Origin of the sequence: Eggerthella hominis, assembly GCF_014287365.1 — a bacterium.
Classification (GTDB): domain Bacteria; phylum Actinomycetota; class Coriobacteriia; order Coriobacteriales; family Eggerthellaceae; genus Eggerthella; species Eggerthella guodeyinii.
Window position 1 is genome coordinate 255,881 of sequence record NZ_JACOOA010000002.1, and the last position, 22,350, is coordinate 278,230.

General features: G+C 55.7%; 18 protein-coding genes and 1 pseudogene. 8 read left to right on the forward strand and 11 right to left on the reverse strand.

Features of this window, described 5'->3' with window-relative positions; all coding sequences use genetic code 11:
• Positions 1-37 precede the first annotated feature (37 nt).
• Together H8S61_RS05855 and H8S61_RS05860 are read left to right on the forward strand one after the other, a co-directional pair.
• Complete coding sequence (locus H8S61_RS05855; RefSeq protein WP_186938299.1) at positions 38-1,048, forward strand: methionine ABC transporter ATP-binding protein; 1,011 nt, start codon at positions 38-40, stop codon at positions 1,046-1,048.
• Positions 1,038-1,706 (forward strand): ABC transporter permease subunit, encoded by a 669-nt coding sequence (locus H8S61_RS05860; protein WP_160941925.1) that lies wholly within the window; start codon positions 1,038-1,040, stop codon positions 1,704-1,706. Before H8S61_RS05855 ends, H8S61_RS05860 begins: the two co-directional genes overlap by 11 nt.
• 73 nt (positions 1,707-1,779) lie before the next feature.
• On the opposite strand, the pseudogene H8S61_RS05865 reads toward H8S61_RS05860, so the two are convergent.
• The 3 genes and pseudogenes from H8S61_RS05865 to H8S61_RS05875 all read right to left on the reverse strand — a co-directional run.
• A pseudogene (locus H8S61_RS05865) lies at positions 1,780-1,905 on the reverse strand (hypothetical protein); the annotation flags it as partial.
• A gap of 130 nt (positions 1,906-2,035) precedes the next feature.
• A complete protein-coding gene (locus tag H8S61_RS05870) occupies positions 2,036-3,031 on the reverse strand; it encodes a hypothetical protein (RefSeq protein ID WP_186938300.1) in 996 nt (331 codons plus the stop codon).
• Between the two features lie 220 nt (positions 3,032-3,251).
• A complete protein-coding gene (locus tag H8S61_RS05875; protein WP_186938301.1) occupies positions 3,252-4,073 on the reverse strand; it encodes a S1 family peptidase in 822 nt (273 codons plus the stop codon).
• Between the two features lie 558 nt (positions 4,074-4,631).
• Here H8S61_RS05875 and H8S61_RS05880 point away from each other — a divergent pair.
• The 3 genes from H8S61_RS05880 (at position 4,632) to H8S61_RS05890 (ending at position 7,812) form a co-directional block, all read left to right on the forward strand.
• Complete coding sequence (locus tag H8S61_RS05880) at positions 4,632-5,213, forward strand: recombinase family protein (RefSeq protein WP_186938302.1); 582 nt, start codon at positions 4,632-4,634, stop codon at positions 5,211-5,213.
• A gap of 668 nt (positions 5,214-5,881) precedes the next feature.
• Positions 5,882-6,991: a hypothetical protein gene (locus tag H8S61_RS05885; protein WP_186938303.1), complete on the forward strand. Its 1,110-nt coding sequence runs from the start codon at positions 5,882-5,884 to the stop codon at positions 6,989-6,991.
• Between the two features lie 50 nt (positions 6,992-7,041).
• Entirely contained in the window at positions 7,042-7,812 is a 771-nt protein-coding gene (locus tag H8S61_RS05890) for a hypothetical protein (protein WP_186938304.1), read from the forward strand.
• 901 nt (positions 7,813-8,713) lie between these two features.
• On the opposite strand, the gene H8S61_RS05895 is transcribed toward H8S61_RS05890, so the two are convergent.
• From H8S61_RS05895 to H8S61_RS05910, 4 genes are all read right to left on the reverse strand, one after another.
• Entirely contained in the window at positions 8,714-9,022 is a 309-nt protein-coding gene (locus H8S61_RS05895; protein WP_186938305.1) for a hypothetical protein, read from the reverse strand.
• Positions 9,023-9,378: 356 nt separating this feature from the next.
• Positions 9,379-10,500 (reverse strand): TFIIB-type zinc ribbon-containing protein, encoded by a 1,122-nt coding sequence (locus H8S61_RS05900; RefSeq protein ID WP_186938306.1) that lies wholly within the window; start codon positions 10,498-10,500, stop codon positions 9,379-9,381.
• Between the two features lie 56 nt (positions 10,501-10,556).
• On the reverse strand, positions 10,557-11,225 hold the full coding sequence (locus tag H8S61_RS05905; protein WP_186938307.1) for a hypothetical protein: 669 nt from the start codon (positions 11,223-11,225) through the stop codon (positions 10,557-10,559).
• Positions 11,226-11,274: 49 nt separating this feature from the next.
• Positions 11,275-11,727 carry an SHOCT domain-containing protein gene (locus H8S61_RS05910; RefSeq protein ID WP_222617616.1) on the reverse strand — a complete coding sequence of 151 codons (453 nt, stop codon included), beginning with the start codon at positions 11,725-11,727 and terminating at the stop codon, positions 11,275-11,277.
• Between the two features lie 106 nt (positions 11,728-11,833).
• Between H8S61_RS05910 and H8S61_RS17700 the strand changes: the two genes are divergently transcribed.
• Complete coding sequence (locus tag H8S61_RS17700; protein WP_186938309.1) at positions 11,834-12,067, forward strand: helix-turn-helix domain-containing protein; 234 nt, start codon at positions 11,834-11,836, stop codon at positions 12,065-12,067.
• Between the two features lie 81 nt (positions 12,068-12,148).
• On the opposite strand, the gene H8S61_RS05920 is transcribed toward H8S61_RS17700, so the two are convergent.
• The 3 genes from H8S61_RS05920 to H8S61_RS05930 all read right to left on the reverse strand — a co-directional run bounded on the left by H8S61_RS05920 (position 12,149) and on the right by H8S61_RS05930 (position 15,007).
• Complete coding sequence (locus H8S61_RS05920; protein WP_186938310.1) at positions 12,149-12,463, reverse strand: hypothetical protein; 315 nt, start codon at positions 12,461-12,463, stop codon at positions 12,149-12,151.
• Between the two features lie 129 nt (positions 12,464-12,592).
• Positions 12,593-13,492 carry a tyrosine-type recombinase/integrase gene (locus H8S61_RS05925; RefSeq protein WP_186938311.1) on the reverse strand — a complete coding sequence of 300 codons (900 nt, stop codon included), beginning with the start codon at positions 13,490-13,492 and terminating at the stop codon, positions 12,593-12,595.
• Between the two features lie 93 nt (positions 13,493-13,585).
• On the reverse strand, positions 13,586-15,007 hold the full coding sequence (locus H8S61_RS05930) for an aminopeptidase (protein ID WP_186938312.1): 1,422 nt from the start codon (positions 15,005-15,007) through the stop codon (positions 13,586-13,588).
• Positions 15,008-15,554: 547 nt separating this feature from the next.
• Here H8S61_RS05930 and H8S61_RS05935 point away from each other — a divergent pair.
• A complete protein-coding gene (locus H8S61_RS05935) occupies positions 15,555-18,821 on the forward strand; it encodes an ABC transporter ATP-binding protein/permease (protein WP_186938313.1) in 3,267 nt (1,088 codons plus the stop codon).
• 112 nt (positions 18,822-18,933) lie between these two features.
• On the opposite strand, the gene H8S61_RS05940 is transcribed toward H8S61_RS05935, so the two are convergent.
• A complete protein-coding gene (locus tag H8S61_RS05940) occupies positions 18,934-20,631 on the reverse strand; it encodes an FAD-dependent oxidoreductase (protein WP_186938314.1) in 1,698 nt (565 codons plus the stop codon).
• 232 nt (positions 20,632-20,863) lie between these two features.
• Between H8S61_RS05940 and H8S61_RS05945 the strand changes: the two genes are divergently transcribed.
• Positions 20,864-22,285 (forward strand): response regulator transcription factor, encoded by a 1,422-nt coding sequence (locus tag H8S61_RS05945; protein ID WP_186938315.1) that lies wholly within the window; start codon positions 20,864-20,866, stop codon positions 22,283-22,285.
• The last annotated feature ends 65 nt before the right edge of the window (positions 22,286-22,350 follow it).

Here is a 22,350-nt window from a genome sequence, read left to right on the forward strand (position 1 = left end):
TTCGCACGAGAAAACCGTCGCAAAGGAAGGGCGTTCCATGATAGAGCTGAAAAACCTCCAGGTTGAGTTTTCCCGAGACGGGGTTTCCGCCGCAGCCGTCGACGACGTGAGCCTGACCATCCGGGAAGGCGAGGTGTTCGGCATCATCGGGTCGAGCGGCGCCGGCAAGTCGACGCTCGTGCGCACCATCAACCTCCTACAGGCGCCCACGGCGGGAGATATCGTGATCGACGGCACGTCCATCGTGGGCCAAACCGGAGCCCGCCTGCGCGAAACGCGCTGCGGCATCGGCATGATCTTCCAGCACTTCAACCTGTGGAACGCCAAAACCGTCTACGACAACGTGGCCTTCCCCCTGAAGAACGCCGGCTGGAAGAAGCGGAGCATCGAGGAACGCGTGACCGAGCTGCTGGAATTCGTGAAGCTGAGCGAGAAGCGCGACTCCTACCCCCAAACGTTGAGCGGCGGGCAGAAGCAGCGCGTGGCCATCGCGCGCGCCCTGGCCGCCAACACCCGCATCCTCCTGTGCGACGAACCCACCAGCGCGCTCGATCTTGAAACCACGAAATCGGTGCTCGACGTGCTGAAACGCGTGAACGAGCAGCTCGGCGTGACCATCGTGGTCATCACTCACGAGCTGGATGTGGTAAAAAGCATCTGCGATCGCGTCGCGGTGATGGACGGCGGACGCGTGGTGGAGGAAGGCGAGACCTACGAGGTGTTCTCCAACCCGCAGTCCGAGATGCTGCGAGGCCTGGTGCGGCACTCCCAGAACTTCGCCCTGCCGAGCGACGTGTTCGAGCAAAGCGGCTCCATCATCAAGCTCACCTATGCAGGGGAAAACGCCACCGAACCCGTGCTGTTCGAGGCGGGGAAGCTGTTCGACGTGCGCCTTTCCATCCTGCACGGAAAGATCGAGTACATCAACGAAAAGCCCTTCGGCATTCTGTACGTGCGAGCCGAGGGCGCTCACGACCAAATCGACCGAGCGACCGCGCATCTGAAAGAGCAGGTCGAGCAACTGGAGGTGCTGAAGCATGCCGGATAACATCAGCGAGATTCTTCTCGAAGTGGGCAAAACGCTGGGAGAAACCGCGTTCATGTGCAGCATCGCGCTGGTCATCGCCATCGTGGCGGGCGGCGCGCTGGGCATCCTGCTCTACGCTTCCAGCACGCACCTGTTCATAAACAGCCCCTTGCTCAACAAGGTGCTGGGCGTGACGGTGAACGTGGTGCGCTCTATTCCGTTCCTGATCCTGCTCATCTTCCTGCTGCCGCTCTCGGCATTGGTGGTGGGCACGAAAATCGGCACCGAGGCCGTGGTGATTCCCCTGGCCGTCGCGGCGGTTGCCTTCTTCGCGCGGCTGAGCGAGGCATCGCTGGCCGAAGTGGATAGGGGCATGATCGAGGCTGCGTTCGCCAGCGGAGCCAGCAAGCTGAAAACGATGTTCTGCATCGTGCTGCCGGAAGCGCACGTGCCGCTGGTGAAGGACGTCACCATCACCGCCATCTCGCTGCTGGGATTCTCGGCCATGGCGGGACTCGTGGGAGGCGGGGGCCTGGGCGACCTCGCGTACCGGTACGGCTACCAGCGCTACAACGTGGGAATCATGATCGCGTGCATCGTGGTGCTGGTGGTGCTGGTCCAGATCATCCAGGCAGCAGGCGACGGCTACGCCAACCGCATCGAACGGAAGCGCTCGTAAGAACGCCGCACCGCGCACTCGCGACGAGGGGCGGGACGCCTTCGCCGCGTCCCGCCCCTCGCGATTTCGGCTCCTACGCGTTCTTCAGGAACGCTTCGTAACCTTTGAACGCCTCGTAGATGTCGGCTTTGCTGGTGACTTCCCACGGGGAGTGCATCGACAGCACCGGCACGCCCGAGTCGATCACGTCCATGCCGTACTAACTGAACAAAGCCATGAAAAACAAACTGTTACCGCAGGTCAACCGATATCGGAACCTGTACTTTCCGTGACACGTACGTCACAGGTTATAATATACACCGAATCAAGCACTGTGCCGGACGGGAGGGTCATTCAGATTCTTCGAGTAGCGCCGCTTCAACAATGACCCCAAGTCGAAGAATCAAATCGGATGCCAAAATGGCTTTCAAAGAGTGTACGATCGTTCCGTGGTTTGTTTGAAGTCCGTGGCATATCTTATTCCTAAGAGGATTGGCCGCTGCTAACCCCTCCCAATCATCACGACCAGTCAGAATAGTATTGGTAATATACTCAGACGATGCATCCCAATGCAAAACGCCTCCACTAGTGCAAAACACAAGCGAAGTAACTTTGGCGCGAGCAGGAAGCTTCATATTCGATCGTTTACGTAAGTTGTGGTGTTCTAGAACGAAATCGAAATCCTCATCTGAAAGAAGCCCTGACTCTAACGCAGTTGTGCAAAATTTGGTAACTAGCCCGTCAAAAAGACACATTAGAAGAGTTGTTGAAGCCAGGTAGTCACCGGCTTCATGCTTTTTCAAAGCATCCTTCATCATTGTCAGCTGACCTGCGTTTACAAGACTGCTTTTAGACCATCGATCACCGATTTCGTCCAGTTTTGAATTTGCGTAATACGAAAGGACAGCTTCTGTTACCGAGGCTTTTAGCTGACTTTCGTCTTCGCTCCATGCAGCGATACCGGCTATTTCTTCTTCAAACTCTTTGCTACCGTCCCAATAGATAGGCCATTCTGTCTTTTTGCAGCAATCGACAAACGCAATCGTCTGGTTTAAACCTTGCGCCACGGACTGTATCTTCTCGAATGTGTCAGCGTGCTCGTTCCAAAAAGAGTTTATATTTGGTGCAAATTCTTTTATTCGCGATGTAATGGACTGACATTTTTCAAAATGTGAAGAGATGTTCTTGGTTGCCAACCTAAAATCGACACCGCTAAAAAATCCTCCGGCAAGCCAGCCCTCCGTCTTCGGCAGCCTGTCGAATGCAGAGCTTTTCATCCTTTCGGACGAAACCTTCTCAACGAGATTGGATAGGTTAGCTCCTCCGTCTTTGTCGATATAGACCACTCCTCATAGAATCATTTACAGCTTTTTTCTTATGACAAACCAGCAGCATGCGCTATGCTTTCTTAAAATCTCTCATTTACCAAGTTATTCCACGTCGATAACCGCACAAAGAATCACAGGCGCTTACGACGCAGCCACAACAAAACAAACTGAGCTACGTGCAAATCTCGCAAGCTTTCTTCATGCCTGCGTCCGTTAAGCAAGACTTTTGTTGACTCGATCAGTCGGAGGACGTATCCAAGATGCCTCTCAAGAGTGGCTCGAATTCCAAAAGACGCTCGGACTTAATTACCATTCCAAGATTCATCATGATATTTGATTCGACATGGGGCGTATTACTCATAACGATTTTTCCGTCTACTGTTGCGAGAGGCCCTGCGTACATTATCCCTAACAAAAAGAGCCGTGTTCCCACAAAAAGATCATTGCCTTGGGAATAAGAACCTTGATCATATATGAACACAGGCGATCCGCTCGACCCCGGGAAACAGGCAGAATCGATCATGAATTCCTTCTTCCCAAGATAATCATACCTGAATGGGGTTGCCGTTATCCCGCTTCTGACAATAGGCAAATTATTTGCTTCATCCCAAAGGCCATTGGGATACCCAATCATCGTAATGCGATCAATACAACTCAAAGCGTCAACGTCTTTTGACTTGGGCAGATTATCAGCATTTAGAGATTTGTAGAAGAGTCGTCGCTCGTGATTGTCAAACAATTGATGCAGGGGCGCAAAAGGGCAGACGCACAAATCAACATCATCGTCAGGATGAAAAATCCAACTTTGTCGAAAGTTTTGTATTGGCACGGACTGAACCTCTCCGGTCAAATTTCCGTTACCATCGGCTAAAGAAAAAACCAAATTCCCCTCTATAGCATCCTTAACGACGTGCTTGTTTGTAACGATAGCAGGTATCGAGGCGTCTTCCTTTACGCAAAAACTAAAGAAAAAACCTGTTCCCGTGCAAATCCCTCGAGGAGTTCTCGACTCAATCCTTATCGTCGTATGCAAAAGCTCTTCTGAGAGCGACATCTCCATATTCTACCCAATCTTTACGACACCATGAAACTACAATACGATCACTCTGGCAAAGCGAAAATAAGGCTATCGTTATTAGTTCAATGCCCCGTACCACGCCCGGGGCTGGCGGCTAGCTAATGTTTGCTAGCTTTATGATTGGCAAGGGTCTTACCAGCACCGCTCTTGGCTGATTTAGAACTGGACTTCGAAGCCAGGGTTTTCCCAGCTTTTCCAACCTTGCCTCCGTGGTGAGTAGCCATGGTATCACCTCCTTTCGGCGCGTCTGTCATCCAGATACAATGCCATTTTACTTGAAGTTCAAGTAGCTCACAATACTGTATATAGAACATTTGTTTTCCACAATATATTGTGGAAAACAGGTTGAAAGATACAGATCCAGAATTGACAAAAGCGGCATTCGAATCCCAATAATCATACTTTTGGGACGCTCCTCCAATCGCACGCTAAACCGTTCGAAAAGGCCGGAATACCGTCCCGAAAGTCGTTCCAATATCGTACGTCCCAATATATAATAGCAATTAGATTATTGGGACTATATGAAACGAGGCAACGGCGATGAGGTTCTTCTACGCGCGATGCTCCACCAAAGACCAGAACGAGGCGAGGCAGACAACTTACGCGGAGGAGCTGGGGATCGAGGACTCCTGCATCTTCATAGACAAGGCGAGCGGCAAGAACGCCAACCGCCCCGCCTTGCAGGACATGCTGTCCCGTTTGCGCGAGGGCGACGAAGTATACATCACAGAGCTTTCGAGGCTCGGGAGGAACACCCGCGACCTGCTGGAGCTGATGGACAGGTTCGAGCAAATGAAGGTCGAGATCCACAGCAAGAAGGAGGCGATAGACACCACCACCCCCGCAGGAAGGTTGGTGTTCCATATCTTCGCCAGTGTCGCCGAGTTCCAACGCCAGATCATCCTTGAGAACGCAGCGGAGGGACGTGCGGCGGCAAGGGCGCAAGGGAAACCCATCGGTCGCCCCAAGGTGGATCAGGACGCCTTGGACATGGCCCTGCACTTGTATCAGACGGACGCGGGCAAATCTGTTCCCGAAATCTGCTCCAAGACGGGCATAGGCCGGAGCACGCTCTACAGATTTGCCGAGGAAAAGGGTTTGGCCAGGGCTTCGAGGAGCTAGGGCGAGCCGAACGCTCTACCCCTCGCATAAGCGCCAAACGCCCTTTCCCAGCCCTCTAAGCACCTGCTTCACCCCAGAACAACCAAACACCCATCAGAGAATATTCGAGGTCTTATTTCTCCGTGTACTAGCCAAGAAGCATATGCTATTTGAGCAAGCTATCCAGTCTTGGAATTGTAGGCGGGCAGTTAAAACTTCCAAAGCAAAGAATTCCGACCGCAAAGGCTGTATGCGGTTCATCTGTTTACCCACCGCTTGATTTACGATTCCGACCGCTTGCCCCTCAGTGTCGCGAAACAGCCGGAGCTGCCGCAAGATACGCATTCAAGCATGACGATATGAAGATTCTATGATTCCGCTAAATTGTAGAATGATTAAGCTGAAAATGGTTTATAATGGATGTCATATATCATACTATAGGACACAATAAACCTATTATGAATTTAATATCTATATTTTAGCAAGAAACAAGGGGCTGTCAATGGAGAAAGGGGGATAAATAAAAAAAATAAATCTCGAAGAAGGATCGGTTAGCGCCAAGCGCGAACACCGCTAACGAAAAAACGAACGATAATCGAAATTCCCCTTATCAATTTTTATAAGGGGATAATCAAATCACGTTCATTTTCAGATCAAACAAAACAATCCAATAAAGGAGGTGGGTCATTATGCCCATTGAAGAAGTCTACTACAGGGAAGGGCGGTTGCCTATCGAACTGCACGAAACATATACCTACAACGAATTACGCCTCCTCTTCGAAGAGGAGAGGAAAAAAGGAGGGGCGAGAGAAAGCCAAAAGAAGAATTGGGGAAGATTTTTTGAGTGGACGAATCCTACCACTCAAAAGTTCGTACCTACGAAATTGCATGTCCCTCCAAAACCCAAGATAGACGGCAGGGCGAGCAACGGCGGCGCAAGAGAAGGGGCTGGTAGACCCGAATCGTTGCGCTTCGAGTTTGACCGCATCATCGGAAACTTCCTCCGACATTGCAAATTGCAATACAAAGTCAGCGATGACATGCATATCGCATATTTCTCCAACGGGGAAATTGCTCGGCATTTCGGGCTGTACAGAAAAGGAATATTCGCCGCCTCGCGTGAATTCTCGGAGGTTCTTGAAGAACGGAACATCTTTGTCGAAAGAATCAAGGGCGTTGAGAAGATGATCGAAGAGGGGGCGAAGCAGCTGCATCTTTACATCAGGTTCGAGACCGCGTTGGAGAGGATAAGGGACAAGCTGAACGAAAAGACCAGGACTCTGATATTCGACAAAATCAATCGGACTGAGGGGCTTGCGCTCGGATACGGAATAGTGGCGCATAAGGCAGATTGCCCGGATGAAGTCGAGTTCCACGATGAATGGCTCGATACATGGGATGAGTACAGCAATACGTACATGGGCAGTCATGAACTTGACCATCTGAGTGCGGTAGCAAAAAGCGGTAATTGGAAAAAGATGATTGAATACGTGACCAGTGCGATCAATTCCGATGTCGCCAACGATCAAGGCATTTCTATGGACTGCGATGACGAAGGTGAGTTGTGTTTCGATTTTGATTTTGAAGCGCTTTCAGATCACAAGTATTCCCGGATTGAAAAGGTTCGCAGAGTTGTTTTTAATCCTCTAGAACTCGCTATGTTCAGCCCTAAAGAAATTGAGGAGAGCAAGAAAGCCTTCAATAATCGGGTGGCTGATGATGTATTGGAGTTCGTTTCAAAAAAGACCGACGATGCGCCCATGTGCAAATACATCATCGACAAGTATGTGCGGAACTGACCGCAAATTAGGAACAAGCAAAATAATTAAAATGTAATAAGGAGACAATTATGAATAATGAAAAAACTAATGTAGCGAGTCGGCAGCTAGCGCCATTCGTTCGAACTGAGAACTACGAAAAGATATATTCGAAGGTGCAGGAAAAATGGGGAGAAGCGTTTTTGTCAAAGTTTACTCAGGCAATTTCAAACTACGACCGGTTCGAAGTTCAACCGTTTTTAACAAGTGAGGATGAAAAGATAAAACTGCTTTGGGAGAACAGCGCTAGAACACTCGACGAACATAAAGAGAAAGAATTGACTAAGATCAAGAAAGGTGGGAGACGAAGCCTCGAAAAGCTCAGTACCGAAGAGTTAGAAAGCGTGAGATACATGCTTGAAGAAGTCGTACCCTATAACGATATCCGTGAGACATATTATCTTACATACGGGTGCCCCAACAAAAACACGGAATCGGAGATATACGATATCTTAGAGCAGAGAAACGGACGGAACCTACTCGAACGGTTGACTACAGATGCAGACTACTGTGAAACCGTTGCACATATGTCGGGTTATCCAAAAGAAGAATGGCTTACTCATGCGATGGAGCTAGGAATAGACCCAGACAAGCTGGACAGGCTGCTTTGGGCGGAGATAGAGATTTTCTATCGTAATGGCGAACTCTTTGATAAAGAGCGAGAGAACTTCATGGCTTTTCGTGAGTACTATGAAAAGAACTGTGCCGAGACGTGGGAATCCTATTGGTCTTACATCAAGATGCTCGCTCATGTGACCGAGCGCGTTGAGGAGGAATGGACGAGGCGCGTGACCCTTTCGTAAGATTACAGGTTGTATATCGTTGCAGCAAGGTTTTCAAAATGGTTGAGGAAGTAGGATAAAAGCCAATACGGATGATTAATTACTCCGATTGGCTTTGTCCCCCGGTAATTTCATCGTCAGTTGTTCAATTCCTGCATGCATTTGCGACTTCTTTTTCCTCTGCATTTTCAAGGTATCTGAAAGATTGTTTCCTTCACTTCTCGCAAGATGGGGTATTCACCCGCAAAGCTGCTTACCTCGTCTTAGAGCGTCGAATACTCTCGTTTTCCCTAAGAAAAGAGGTGTTCGCAGCCTCGTTATCATAGGTCGCTATCAATGCTTTTCTTTGGAGTGAGTACATCAAATCCGAGATAGATATTCGGCTTTCAAATCGACTTTTGGATACTGTCGAAAGACCTGGCTAGTCTCGTTTACATCGCCTGCCATGCCTTAGAGTTTCGGCACCTTTGAGAGAGCTGTTTCCTTCGTTTCGTTCGATATGGGTATTTGCCCATGAAAGAAGGTTTGCGTGCCTTAGAGCGTGATCGGCTCCCGTTTCCCCTAAGCAAAGAGGGAAAAGAACATCGGTTGCCATACCTCCAAAAAAGCATTTCGATATCAGATTCGAACGGGTAGTTTCTATAAGCATCCGTGGCTTGAAACCTTACCTGTATGCTATAGGTTTTTCGGCATCTAAAACGGGCTGATTTCTTGATTCAGCCAATATGGGTATTTGCCCTAGGAGGTGGCTATCTCGCCTCCTAGGGTCTTCAGCGTGCGTTCCTATAAAGAAAATGGGGTATCAAAGAGGTTCTTCTATAGGTTGCAAATGGATTTCACCGTGGGTTGGGTTCGGCCAGATGATGCAGCAAGATAGGAATGAGATTGGCTTGCATATCCAATAGTATCAAAACCGCAAGAATCACCGATCGCCCTTGTCAATATTGCCCAGTTCTGGCTCATCCTCATCATCGACGGCGCTTATCGCGTGTTCGGCCATAGATTCCTTCGGAACATAGTGCGGCGGTTCGTATCCAATTTCTAAATCTAGCTCTTCATCTGCATCGCTTTCGCCACGCAAATCATATTCTGCCATGCACTCCGGACAAACGAAAGACAAGCGCCTGATACCATCATCAAAGAGGATGCGGCACTTGTCGAAATGCTCGTCATCCCCTTGTTTCGTCTCACAGATCGCGCAGCAAGTATCCGGCTGAAATAGACCCATCATAGCTCCTCAAATTGTTCGCTTCCATATTATGCCTAATTTTCATCTACTTTTAATTCAGCGTATAGACTTACATCAGCATAATAAGGGTCTTCACCCTTTCGAGCAAAGACCCTTATTGCGAATACTCCGCTACTAGTCAAACTCCTATGCCCATTATCAATTTGACCAGTTTCCGCAAAAGATGGTTTCTCGCTTCCCCACCACCTATTGGTTGTTACTCCTGAATAGCTGTCACAACTCCGTTATCCAGGTATACGTACCTGCTAGTGGAATAGACCCACTGTTCGTGCGTCCCGTTGCCAGTTTTAGTGGTATTAATCTTGCTAGGGGAACCCCAAGTCGAATTTTTCACTTCTTCAGCAGTCATTCCGATAGAGGGAGCTTTTTTTCGGAGGGGTTTTATCGAGATTACTGTCGAATTCCTTCTTGGTTTTATCTGACGGAGTGAAGGTATCGTCATCCCCAAAACTCGCGTCCAGTTTTATGGTTTTTATCCCATTCTCTTCGGTTAGCGTATAGCGGTCGTTTTTGAAAGCGCTGGTTCCTTGATATTCGTACTTGTTAATAAGGACGAGTACATCACCCTCTTCTTCGGGAACATAGTCGGCATCAAAACCAGCATCATACCCCGCCTTTTTGTAATGGGTATACTCTGAGACGTGTCCGTCTTCCAGCACTATCCATTTATCCTCCTTCCCCCATGCATTGACAGGCGCTGCATATGCTCCATTAAATGCTGCAACCCTATCGATAAGAGTGAGATAGTTGACGGCTTCTTCGAAATCGGCAACACGGTTAAGCAAATTCTTTGCACTCGATAAGTTCCCTTCGGAGAAACACTCCACACCTTGTTTGTAGGTGGATTCCAAACTCTCACCTTCGATTTCTTTGCATACGGTGCAGGTTTTGGGCTTTTCCCAAGTTGCTTCAAACCACTTGTGTCCAAGAGCCGATCCTTCGATCTGACTGCATCTGTTACATGTTTTCGGCACCGTGCAAGTAGCGTCCATCCAATCATGTCCGATTGGCTCGCCTCGCGTCTTTTGGCAGATAGAACAGATTTGCGGTTCTATGCAGGTTGCGTCAGACCATTCATGGAAGCAAATGACATGCGTTGCGAACAGGACAACCACGAGCACGAGAACCGCGCCGAAGCCGGATGCGGCTGCGATAATGACGTTTCTTTTCCTGGCGCTTGCTTTCGGGTCGCTCCCGGCATCATCCTTTTGGTGTTTGCCATCGCTTGGGCTGACGGCGCTTTCTTCTCGGCTGTCGCTACCGCTTGAGCTTTGCTCTGCCTCGCCGCTTCCCGCTTCCCTACTATCACTTTCCGTAGCTTTAGAAGCCTCTTGCTCGGCTGACCTTTTCTGCGAATCCCGCATCATGCTCCTCAACATCGGCGCATATCCGCATGAAGGGCATTCGTCTTCTTCGATTGGTATCTCCTTGCCGCATTTCGGGCAACGAACTAAGCTCATTTTGATCCCCTTTGTCTGGTTCGGATTCTTCTTAGCGAGGCAATACGACAAAGGGATTACAAGAGGTAATCAAATGACACCATAGTGAACTTGTCTTCGATATCTACAACGATGCCCCCGTGCGCAGTTTCAGACTCAGAATCCGTGTGCCCGCTATGCGCCATCTCAGCCGAATATGATACCTCTGCGGAAAAGTCATAATGGCTCCCGAACTGGCCGGTGTTTGTGAGCACGGGGTCATTAGGGTAATAGCCCGTAAGATCCACGGTGGAATACAACGCCCCCGAACCATTATGTTTTTGCATGATGCAGCCAACAACTTCCTCTTCTGACTCTTTCACGCTCAAAGCGAGAAGACACCCCGTCTTTCCTTCGTCAGTCAAATACCCGTAATGATTATCGATTATTGATTGGATTTCATCTTTATCATGCATTGAGGCATAGCTCACAGCGCCAGTCGACAGGATTTCCTCTTCCGCGATAGCCGCTTCCTTCTGGGGGTTTACCTCCGTGCTTCCGCTGTATCCACACCCAGATAACGCCAAGGCAAGAGTTCCTGCTATGCAAAGCGCTGCCAATTTTTTCGATTCCATGACACGATCCCCTTTCAATAGGATGCAATTTAATAAGGACGGTTGCACTCGATCTGCTTCGCGTTTCCGCGACCCCCACCCATCGAAACCTGAAACTTCTTTGCCGCATTCTGGGCATTCGATTAGAGCCATGGTTCCCCTTCCATCGTTTATTCTTCGCTATTCAACAGTGCTTGCCTGATCACCTGTCCAGCACAACCATGCAATCGCATTCTTCGTTGCCGCAGCATGCGCCGGATTCGTAACCTTTGACGTACCAGTTCTTGCCGCAGTCGGGGCAAACCCAATACCCTTTCCAGCTGTCCTCCTCTTCGACGTACAGAACAGGGACATGGGGCATCTCGCTATTCCGCGAGGATAGATAGAGGAACTCGCTTTTCTTTACTTCGAACTCCTCTTGGGTTATCGCCCCGAGATCGAGTAGCTGTTTGTATTTGAGCAAAGCGTCCGCAGCATCAGAGGCTTGATTGCCTTTGTCCTGCACGACCAGGGAGATTATCAGCCCGACTACGCCGAGGAAGAGGCCTAGAGCGAAGAAAGCGCCGTAGCTATAGCCTTTTCGTTTCCCTATGCTCGCAGATACGAAACCGCAGACCGCGCCAACCGCTAAAGCAGGCAGGAATAGCATCTCCATACAGTCGCTCATTAAATCCCCTTCCGATCCACTTCCCAGAAACAAGCGATTGTCAAAGCAATATCCCAAATTGGGATATTTTATACTATCACCTATTGTTGGCAAAATGAACATCGAAGCCAACAAGACGATAGGCAGGTGCCTCCAACGGCTGCGGATCGATGCTGGCATCACTCAGGCTCAACTTGCAAAAGAGCTGCACAAACCCCAGTCTTACGTGTCTAAAATCGAAATGGGAGAACGAAGCCTACAGGTATACGAACTATTCGATTACTCCCAAGCTCTCGATCTTTCCCCTCAAGAAGTGATAAACGCTTTAGAGATCGCACTATCCAGTTAAACAACGAGCCAGCTGAATAGAAAAAGGAGCGCTGATCGCACTCCTTTTGATTGTTGTCGGTGAATTGGGGTTATGCGAACATCAATCGCACTCCTGATCCATCATGTCGCACAGCTCGCGCTTCAACGCCGAGGACTTCGCAGCAAGCTCGTCCGAAGCCGACAGCAGGACGGCGATCATGCCCTCCATGTAGTCCATGGGGTCGTTGAATTCCGTCTGCATCGCCGTGTTGGCGCATTCCACAGCCTGGTACAGCTGCCTCGCTTCGTCGGCTATCTCCACAACGCAATCGAGCACGCCCACAGGGATGGGTGGCTTCTCGACTTTGACGCTCAGCTCTTCTGCTTTGCTACGGTTCTTCTCGCTTTTGGCGTTCTGTTTCTTGGACTTGCTCATTTCGCGTCTCCTTTGCATACCGTCGCCCAACACGACGGACAGGGCTGTTTCGTTATCGGGAAGGATCGACTACGCTCTATATCGTGAAATCGTCTATTCCCTCGATTGCCTCTACCTACGGCGTTGTTTTTACAGGCTCGTAAGCACGGAGCTTTGCCTTGCCATTTCAACGATATCCGCATCCCCAAGACTGCGCAGATATGCCGTAGTAATAGACACCGATTCATGCCCAAGCAAACGCGAGAGCGAATACACGTCCATCTTGTTCTTCAATTGCTGCTGGGCATAGAAATGCCGACACGTGTGAGGGCTGCAACGCGCGCCGGTAATACCTTCGCTTCTCTTATTCAGGATGTGTTGCATTCCGCTATGAGTGAGACGTTTTCCCGTAAACGAAAGGAAGTAGAAAGGCTCGTTCCGGCGACAGCTGAAATAGCTTTCCCTAGCCCTTTCAAATCGGAGCATAGCTTTTTTGAGTATGGGAGTTATGGGAACAGCTCTATGCTTTCCACCTTTTGCATAGGCGATAACGATAAAGCTCTCTTGAATGTCCGAGGGTCTGATAGAGCAGAGTTCGTTGCTTCGAATACCGGTTTCGAAAAGCATCGTTATGATCGCTGCGTCCCTGATATCCGTGAAGCGTCGACCCTTACAGTTGCCTAGCATCTTTCGAACGTCTTTGGGAGTGTAGATCGGTATGCGCGGTCTGTCTTCCTTAACCCATCTTATCCCACCACGCGATGCGTCAAAACCTTCGCCATGCTCCTCATAGCTGTAAGCCATCCAGCTCTTGATGCTTTTAAGGCAGCTATTGATGTAGCTCCCCTTGCATCCTCTTTTGAGCATATATTGGGTATACCGCTTTACGTGCGAAGAGGTTACTTCTCTAAGCTCATGAATGCCTATTTCGTCTTCGCAAAAGCGTCCGAAACATCTGATTTTATCCCGGTAGGTCGCAACCGTTCTTTCCGCATACTTGCGTATCTCGATTTCCAGAACGTAATCTTCCACTGCTTCGCTGATCTTCACCGTGATCGCCTCTCTTTGTCCTCCGATCAGCGACCACGGTATTTCACAGCCTAGCGATGTTTTTCACAGCTTTCGTACTCTACGAAGCGCATCCTACGCGTTCTTCAGGAACGCTTCGTAACCTTTGAACGCCTCGTAGATGTCGGCTTTGCTGGTGACTTCCCACGGGGAGTGCATCGACAGCACCGGCACGCCCGAGTCGATGACGTCCATGCCGTATTTGGCGGGGATGTAGGCGATGGTCCCGCCGCCGCCCACGTCCACTTTGCCCAGTTCGGCAGTCTGGAACGACACGCCCGCATCGTCCATGACGCGGCGGATGCGCGCGACGTACTCGGCGTTCGCGTCGTTGGAGCCGCTCTTGCCGCGGCTGCCCGTGTACTTGTTGAACACGAGGCCGCGCCCGAGGAACGCGGAGTTCTTCGCCTCGAAGGCGCTCGCGTAAGCGGGATCGAAGCCGGCGGACACGTCGGACGACAGCATGCTGGAGGACGCCAGCGCGCGGCGCAGCGGCAACGGGCCGCCCTCGCCCGCCAGCTCCATGACCTCGGCGATGGTGTTCTCGAAGAACTGCGACGCCATGCCGGTGGCGCCCACGCTGCCGATCTCCTCCTTGTCCACGAGCACGCACACGGCGGTCTTCGCCGGCTGCTCCACGGCCAGCTGCGCGACCAGCGAGGTGTAGGCGCACACGCGGTCGTCCTGGCCGTAGCCGATCACCATGCTGCGGTCGAACCCGAGGTCGCGCGCGCGACCGGCGGGAACGATCTCGATCTCGGCCGACAGGAAGTCCTCTTCGTCGATGCCGTACTTCTCGGCCAGCAGCTTGAGCGCGAACGCCTTGACGGGCTCCTTCTCGGCGTCGTCCGCCGGGGTGGCGGTTGCGTCCGCATCCTGCGCGGCGCTGACAACCGGGCGATTGCCGATGAGGATGTCGAGGTCCTCGCCCTCCACCACCTCGTTGGCCTTCTTCGCCATCTGCTTGCCCGCCAGGTGGATCAGCAGGTCGGTGACGCAGAACACGGGATCGTCCGGGTCGTCGCCCACCTGGACGTCCACCACGGTGCCGTCCTTCTTGGCGATCACGCCGTGCATGGCCAGCGGCAGCGTGACCCACTGGTAGTTCTTGATGCCGCCGTAATAATGCGTGTCGAGCAGCGCGAACCCGTTCGATTCGTACAGCGGGTTCTGCTTGAGGTCGAGGCGCGGGCTGTCGATGTGCGCGCCCAGGATGTTGAGGCCCGCCGCAAGCGGCTCCTCGCCCAGCTGCACGAGGATGAGCGCCTTGCCGTGCGCCTGCGCCCACACCTTGTCGCCGGTCTTGAGCGCGCGACCCTCGCGCACCGCGTCGTCGAGGCTGAGGTAGCCGTGCTCCTCCGCCAGCGCGATAGCTGCCGCAGCGCATTCGCGCTCCGTCTTGTTGTCCGAGATGAAGTCGATGTATTCGGCCGCCAGATGCTCGAGCGCCTCAAGGTCGGCGTCGTCGTACTTCTTCCAAGCTACGTCCCGTTCCATGTTCACGCGTCCTTTCGTCGCAAGTATTTTGTTCCATACCATTATCGCCAAGCTTGGCGCTGGCGAAACCCGGGAAGAGCAATCTCCCGCAAATCGTAAGCAAGGGGGAACGAGAGGATTTCCGCACTCGAATCCGCGCCTCAGCGCACAAAAAGCAGCGACGTGCGAGCTTCGAGGCACCTTGCACCGTCTCGCAGAAAGAACCGTGCACGCAGCGCCACGCTGGCACGATTTGCGACCTGGGATTACACCGGCGATGCCATCGCAGCCGACAAAGGCGGCGTTCGGCCGTATCGCACGTCGCTGCTTTTTGTGCAAAACGACTGCATTTTCGTGCATCCGGGCAAAACACGCTGCAAAGCCCGAACTCCTTCCCCCTTTGGGCTGTTATATGGAACACTGCCGGCTCAAAGGTAACCGTTCGGTAAACTCGGTGAAGATTGAGGATTCTCACGGGGGTAAAGCGGGAGAATCTACCATGATTGACGAACTATCAACCAATACGTAACGCTTGCGCATCCGTAGGGGATGCACCGAAAGGCACCTCATGCTGCAACTGCTCAATATATGCAAGTCGTACACGACGGCCGACTTCACGCAAACCGCGCTCGACAACGTGTCGGTTTCGTTCCGCGACAACGAGTTCGTGGCCATCCTGGGCCCCTCGGGCTCGGGCAAGACGACGCTGCTCAACATCGTGGGCGGCCTCGATCACTACGACTCGGGCAACCTCATCATCGACGGCATCTCCACCGAACAATATAAAGATAAGGATTGGGACGCCTACCGCAACAACCGCATCGGCTTCGTGTTCCAAAGCTACAACCTCATCCCCCACCAGACGGTGCTGTCCAACGTGGAGCTGGCGCTGACGCTGTCGGGCGTGTCGCGCGCCGAGCGGCACGACCGCGCCGTGGCCGCGCTGGAGCAGGTGGGCCTGGGCGACCACATCAACAAGAAGCCCAGCCAGCTGTCCGGCGGCCAGATGCAGCGCGTGGCCATCGCGCGCGCCCTCATCAACGACCCTGAGATCCTGCTGGCCGACGAGCCCACCGGCGCCCTCGACTCCAAGACGAGCGTCCAGATCATGGACCTGCTCACCGAGATCGCGAACGACCGCCTCGTCATCATGGTCACGCACAACCCCGAGCTGGCCGAAGACTACGCCACGCGCATCGTCACGCTCACCGACGGCGTCATCCGCTCCGACACCGACCCCTTCGACCCCACCGCCGAGGACATGCGCGAGAGCGAGAAGCCTGCGCGCCGCACGAAGATGTCGTTCCTCACGGCGCTGTCGCTGTCGTTCAAGAACCTCATGACGAAGAAGGGCCGCACGCTCATGACGGCGTTCGCGGGCTCCATCGGCATCATCGGCATCGCGGCCATCCTGGCGCTGGCCAACGGCGTGAACAACTACATCAAGTCCGTCGAGGAGGAGACGCTGTCGGAGTACCCGCTGCAAATCCAGAGCACCGGCTTCGACATGACGTCCATGATGTTCGGCGCGGCGGGCGAAGGCGCGGAAGCCTCGGGCGCCGCCGAGGACAAGGGCGAAGACTCCGTGCACGTCGTGGAGATGGTGTCGAACATGGTGTCGAGCATCGGCTCGAACGACCTGGCGTCGCTCAAGGAATACCTCGACAGCGGCGAGAGCGACATCGACCAGTACACGAGCGCCATCGAGTACACCTACAGCGTGGCGCCGCAGATCTTCAGCGCCGACACCGAGAAGCTGCGCCAGGTCAACCCCGACAAATCGTTCTCCGCGCTGGGCCTGGGCTCCTCCACCAGCTCGAACAGCCTCATGTCCATGTCCATGAGCACCGACACGTTCTATGAGATGCCGAGCGACCCCAACCTGTACGAGTACCAGTACGACGTGAAGGCCGGCAGGTGGCCCGAGAACCACAACGAGGTGGTGCTCGTGCTGACGGGCAACGGCGGCATCAGCGACTTCATGCTGTACACGCTGGGCCTGCGCGACTCGGCCGAGCTCGACGACATGGTGAAGAAGTTCGCCGCCGAAGAAGAGGTGACCGCGCCCACCGACATGGAGGACCCCTCCTACGAGGATATCCTGGGCGTCTCGTTCAAGCTGGTCAACGCCGCCGACTACTACGTGCACGACGACGAGTTCAACGTGTGGAAGGACAAGACCGACGACGAAGCGTACATGCGCGAGCTGGTGGAGAACGGCGAGGACATCGAGGTGGTAGGCGTGGTGCAGCCGCGCGACGACGCCACCGCCACCATGCTGAGCTCGGGCATCAACTACCCGGCGACGCTGACCGACTACGTGATCGAGGAAGCCGCCGACAGCGCCATCGTGAAGGACCAGATCGCCCATCCCGACACCAACGTGTTCACGGGCAAGTCCTTCGATGACGAGGACGGCGACGAAGACGGCTTCAGCATGGAATCGCTGTTCACCATCGACGGCGACGCCATCCAGGCTGCGTTCAAGTTCGACGAAAGCGCGCTGACCAGCGGGTTGTCCGGCATGTCGCTCGACCTGTCGGGGCTGTCGCTCGACATGGGCTCGCTGCCGGCGTTCGACGGCTCGTCCATCGCCATCGATCCCACGAGCATCGACATGGGGCAGTACCTTGATTTCAGCGACATCGAGCTCGACCTGGGCGACGTGCAGCCGGACATGGATTCGGCGAAGATGCAGGCGGCCATGAAAGAGATCATGGAGGGCTTCTATCCCTGGTACGCCCAGTGGGAAGGCTTGGATCCCTCCGATCCCAACAACATGCAGAAGGCCGCTCAAGCCTACCTCGAAAGCGAAGAGGTCCAGCAGAAGATCGCCGACGCCATCATGGGCTCCATCAACATGGACCAGGCCACCGAGGCCCTGCAAACCCAGCTGCAACAGCAGATCGGCGCGAAGATGCAGCAGGCCGTCCCCGCCATGGCGCAGGCGCTGCAAGGCCAGCTGCAGGCGTCCATCTCGACGGCCATGAGCTCGTACATGCAAAACGTGCTGGGCGCGTACATGCAGCAGATGCAGGCCGCCATCGAAACGCAGGTATCCGCCGCCATGCAGCAGTCCATGAGCCAGATCGCGGCGAACATGTCCAACGCCATGAGCATCGACGAGTCCGCGTTCCAGAACGCCTTCCAGATGAACATGAGCGAGGAAGAGCTCGGCGAGCTGATGATGTCGCTCATGAACACCGAGGACACCTCGTACGACAACAACCTCAAGAAGCTGGGCTACGCCGACCCCGCCAAGCCGGGCGGCATCGACATCTACCCCATCGACTTCGAGAGCAAGGAAAAGGTCATCGAGATCCTCGACGGCTACAACGACCGCATGACCGCCGACGGCCAGGAAGACAAGGTCATCACGTACACCGACTTCGTGGGCACGCTCATGTCCTCGGTCACCGATATCGTGAACATGATCAGCTACGTGCTGGTGGCGTTCGTGGCCATCTCGCTCGTGGTGTCGTCCATCATGATCGGCGTCATCACCTACATCAGCGTGCTCGAGCGCAAGAAGGAGATCGGCATCCTGCGCTCCATCGGCGCCAGCAAGGGCGACATCAGCCGCGTGTTCAACGCCGAGACGATCATCGTGGGCTTCACGGCCGGCGTCATCGGCATCGGCCTGACCGCGCTGGCCTGCATACCCGCCAACGCCATCGTCTACTCGCTGTTCGACGTGGCGAACGTGGCCTCGCTGCCGTGGCAGGCGGCCGTCATCCTGATCGCCATCAGCGTGTTCCTCACGTTCCTGGCCGGCCTCATCCCCTCGAGCGCCGCCAGCCGCAAAGACCCCGTGGAGGCCCTCCGCAGCGAGTAGGCCATCGCCGCATCGACCGCACCCGCGCCGCCCCGGCACACCGAAGGGCCCGCAGCTCGCACCTGAGCCGCGGGCCCTTCTTCAAGGGAGGGGGAGGATCGTCGTCGGTCGTCTAGAGGCCGGCCACCGTCTTGCCGGCGAGGCGGCCGAAGGTGATCGTGCGCCCGCACGCGATGCCGGGCAGCAGCTCGGGATAGTTGTTCGCGAAGAACCCGCCCGAGTCGTTCCCCGCCGCGTACAGGCCGGGAATGGGGTCGTGGTTCCCATCGAGCACCTGCAAGTCGGTGTTCACGCGCAGGCCGTCGAGCGTGCACAGCAGCTGGCCGCCGATGGTGGCCGCGCGGAACGGGGGCGTGTCGAGCGGCAGCATGCGATAGCCCTCTTTGCCGAAGTCCTCGTCGACGCCCTTCTCGCACAGCTCGTTGTAGCGCTCGACGCTTTCGACGAACGCCTTGGCGGGAATCTGCAGCTTCTCGGCCAGGCCTTCCAGCGTGTCGGACTCCACTACCACGCCCGCCGGGATCAGCGTCTCCTCCATCATGGCCGTTTCGGACTCCACGTTGAAAATCTGCACGTGGCCGCCCGTCGGGCTGGGAACGATGCGCGAGCACGCCAGCGTGTGGAACTGCTCCACCTGCTGCACCCAGTTCGCGTCCCAAATCTCGCAGTACACGCCATCGCGCTCCAGCGAGCCTGCGGCGTACATGAAATCGTACGGAACGCTCTCGTTGCAGAAACGCTCGCCGTCCTTGTTCACCTTGAGGAATGGCTGGCTGCCGATGTGCGTCATGATGCCCGGCTGCGTGTAGGCGCAACCGCCCTTCGCGCCCGCCGGAACGCCGCCGCGGTCGAACACCATCACCGTCGGCTGCTCGTCCATGGCCGCACCCGCCCAGAGAGCCGCGCGGATGCCGTCTCCGTTGTTCGACTCGCCCGGCGCCTCGAGCGCGGTGCAGTGATCCACCGCCATCTTGTTCTTGGCCGTCATCATGTCGACGTTGCTGCAATATCCGCCCGTCGCGACGATCACGCCCTTCGACGCGTTGACGCGCACATAGCCTTCCTTCGACTCCGCGAGCACGCCGCTCACGCGCCCCGTTCCGCCGTCCTCGCGCTCCAGCTGCTTCATCGCCGTCGAAACGCGCACGTCCACGCCCAGCTCTTCGACCTTCTTCGCCACGAAGTCGAGGCTCTTCAGCTTCTCGTCGTCGTTCTGCACGTTGTGCTGCATCGCGAACGTCTGGTACGCGCCGTGGTCTTCGGCGCCGACGTCCGTTTCCAGGAACACGTACGCGCTCGGGTCCTGCTCGCGCACCACCGCGTCGAGCCAGTCGACCGTCTCGCCGGAATGATCGGCCCACAGGCGGATGAGCCGCTGGTCGCAGCGATGGGACGCGTAGAAGCACAGTTGCTCGATCACCTCGTGCTTGTCGATTTCGACGCCCTTCTCCTGCTGCATCGACGAGCCCAGCGCGCCGATCCACTCGCGGCAGTTGGCGCCCACCTGCGGCGTTTTCTCCAGCAGCACCACCCGCGCGCCCTCTTCGGCGGCCGCGGCGGCGGCGAACAACCCGGCGTTGCCCCCGCCGATCACCACGACGTCCGTCTCCACGGTTTCGACGATATCCGACGCGGCGACCTCTTCGGGCGCGCCCAGCCAATCGGCTCCGGCGTTCGACTCGGCCGCATCGGCGTCGGCCGTCTTCTGCTGCGGCGAGCACCCTGCAAGCCCCGCCGTCGCCACGCCCGCGGTTGCCAGCGCGCCCAAACCGAGAAAGCTCCGTCGGCTCAATGTTCCCTTCGACTTCATACCCATCCTCCTTCTTCCACGACGCACGCCCTCTTGCGGGGCCTTCGTCAACCAACGGAACCAGCATGAGGCCGTTCGCGCACGGGCACATCGCGGCTGCTGGGGGATTTCGCCCCGCGCAGGGTCCGTTCGCTATCCTAAAAAAGAGGGGAATTTGCCCTCGCACCCCCTCTCACCGGGGGTTCGATATGGTACAAAGACATGAGTTGCGGAGGGGAGGGGGCAACGGCACATGGCAAGCGTCAGCACGTTCTTGAAGGACATGAGCGAGTGCATCGACGCGCGTCTTCTGGGCGCGTCGGCATCGTTCGGCTCGTACGCGCTCGGGCTGGGGGCGCTCGCTTCCGTCCCGTCGCCGTCGGGCGGGCTCGAAGACGCCGCGCGTTCGGCGCTGCCGCTTGCCGCGCTCGTCGGCCTCGCCCTCTGCTTCGCAGCCAGCCACCGGGACGCGAGCTTCCCCCGCCGCGCATGGCTGTGGGCGGCGAGCGCCGCGATGACCCTGTGCGCACTCGCCCTGTTCCTCGCCGGCGGTGCGCTGGCGGAAACGGCGGCGTCGTGCGTCGCCTGGGCGGCGCTCCCCTTCTGCCTGACGGCGCTCGTCCGGCGCTTCGGCGCGCTGCCGCTTCGCCGGCGGATCGCCATGAGCGCCGCGTCGGTCATCTGCGCCCTCGGCGGCCTGCTCGTGCTCGCGCTGCTCGCCGCGCCGGTCGCGTTCGCGGTCATGGCCGCCCTGCCCCTCGCCGCCACCGCCTGCCTGCCCGAGCCGTCCGAGCTTCCCGGCTGCGAGGACGCCGAACGGCCCGACGCGGCCGGCCCGCAGGCCAATCCGGTTCGCTTCGCACCGTCGTTCCTGGTCACCGCGCTCACCTACAGCGTGCTCGCGTCGTTAGCGGCCGGCATCGAGATGCCGGACGGCGGCGCGCTCGGCTTGCCCGCCCGCGCCGCCGCGCTCTCGATCGCAGGCATCGTGCTGCTGTCGCTGCACAAGGGACGCAAGGGGTTCGTGGAAGACTCCAACTCGGCGTACAAGCCCGTGCCGCCGCTCATGGCGCTCGGCCTGGTGCTGATCGCCTGGGCGCCCGAGCCGTTTGCCCTGTGGGGAGCCGCTCTCGTCGCGGCCGGGTTCAGCGTGTTCTTCGTCTACTACTGGATCATCATCGGCAACCACATCCAGAAGTTCTCGTGGAACGCCGCGCAAGCGGCGGCTTGGGCGTGCGCACCGCTGTTCGCGGGCCTTGCCGCAGGACGCCTGCTTTCCGGCGGCATCTTCGCCGTGACGGAAAGCCCGCTGCAAACCACGGCGGTGCTGGGCCTGTTCCTGCTCGCGCTCGTCCTGTGGGCGGTCGCGAAGGGCGACCTGTTCGCGAACGAGCCGGGAGACGCCGCGAACGTGTTCAAGCTCGAACCGCCGACGCCCGCCGCGCTCGCCCACGAGGACGAGGCCGCGCTCGCAGCGTTCGCGCAGCGCTACGGCATCTCGAAGCGCGAGCAAGACGTGGTGCGCCTCCTGTCGAAGGGGCGCAACGTCCCTTTCATCTGCGACGAGCTGTTCATCGCCAAGAGCACCGTCCAAACCCACATCAAGCACATCTACGCGAAGACCGGCGCCACGAACCGCCAAGAACTCCTCGACGTCATCGAAGCGGCCAGGTGATCGAGCGCCCACATTGTGGACGTTGTGCGAATCGGGAAACTGGTTCGATTACCCCCTTGCGCGGC

What these genes read in the sequence shown, in the direction of transcription:
- H8S61_RS05855 (WP_186938299.1), top strand. Translation starts at nt 38, where the DNA reads ATGATAGAGCTGAAAAACCTCCAGGTTGAGTTTTCCCGAGACGGGGTT.
- H8S61_RS05860 (WP_160941925.1), top strand. Translation starts at nt 1,038, where the DNA reads ATGCCGGATAACATCAGCGAGATTCTTCTCGAAGTGGGCAAAACGCTG.
- H8S61_RS05875 (WP_186938301.1), bottom strand. Translation starts at nt 4,073, where the DNA reads ATGGAGATGTCGCTCTCAGAAGAGCTTTTGCATACGACGATAAGGATT.
- H8S61_RS05880 (WP_186938302.1), top strand. Translation starts at nt 4,632, where the DNA reads ATGAGGTTCTTCTACGCGCGATGCTCCACCAAAGACCAGAACGAGGCG.
- H8S61_RS05885 (WP_186938303.1), top strand. Translation starts at nt 5,882, where the DNA reads ATGCCCATTGAAGAAGTCTACTACAGGGAAGGGCGGTTGCCTATCGAA.
- H8S61_RS05890 (WP_186938304.1), top strand. Translation starts at nt 7,042, where the DNA reads ATGAATAATGAAAAAACTAATGTAGCGAGTCGGCAGCTAGCGCCATTC.
- H8S61_RS05895 (WP_186938305.1), bottom strand. Translation starts at nt 9,022, where the DNA reads ATGATGGGTCTATTTCAGCCGGATACTTGCTGCGCGATCTGTGAGACG.
- H8S61_RS05900 (WP_186938306.1), bottom strand. Translation starts at nt 10,500, where the DNA reads ATGAGCTTAGTTCGTTGCCCGAAATGCGGCAAGGAGATACCAATCGAA.
- H8S61_RS05905 (WP_186938307.1), bottom strand. Translation starts at nt 11,225, where the DNA reads ATGGCTCTAATCGAATGCCCAGAATGCGGCAAAGAAGTTTCAGGTTTC.
- H8S61_RS05910 (WP_222617616.1), bottom strand. Translation starts at nt 11,727, where the DNA reads ATGGAGATGCTATTCCTGCCTGCTTTAGCGGTTGGCGCGGTCTGCGGT.
- H8S61_RS17700 (WP_186938309.1), top strand. Translation starts at nt 11,834, where the DNA reads ATGAACATCGAAGCCAACAAGACGATAGGCAGGTGCCTCCAACGGCTG.
- H8S61_RS05920 (WP_186938310.1), bottom strand. Translation starts at nt 12,463, where the DNA reads ATGAGCAAGTCCAAGAAACAGAACGCCAAAAGCGAGAAGAACCGTAGC.
- H8S61_RS05930 (WP_186938312.1), bottom strand. Translation starts at nt 15,007, where the DNA reads ATGGAACGGGACGTAGCTTGGAAGAAGTACGACGACGCCGACCTTGAG.
- H8S61_RS05935 (WP_186938313.1), top strand. Translation starts at nt 15,555, where the DNA reads ATGCTGCAACTGCTCAATATATGCAAGTCGTACACGACGGCCGACTTC.
- H8S61_RS05940 (WP_186938314.1), bottom strand. Translation starts at nt 20,631, where the DNA reads ATGAAGTCGAAGGGAACATTGAGCCGACGGAGCTTTCTCGGTTTGGGC.
- H8S61_RS05945 (WP_186938315.1), top strand. Translation starts at nt 20,864, where the DNA reads ATGGCAAGCGTCAGCACGTTCTTGAAGGACATGAGCGAGTGCATCGAC.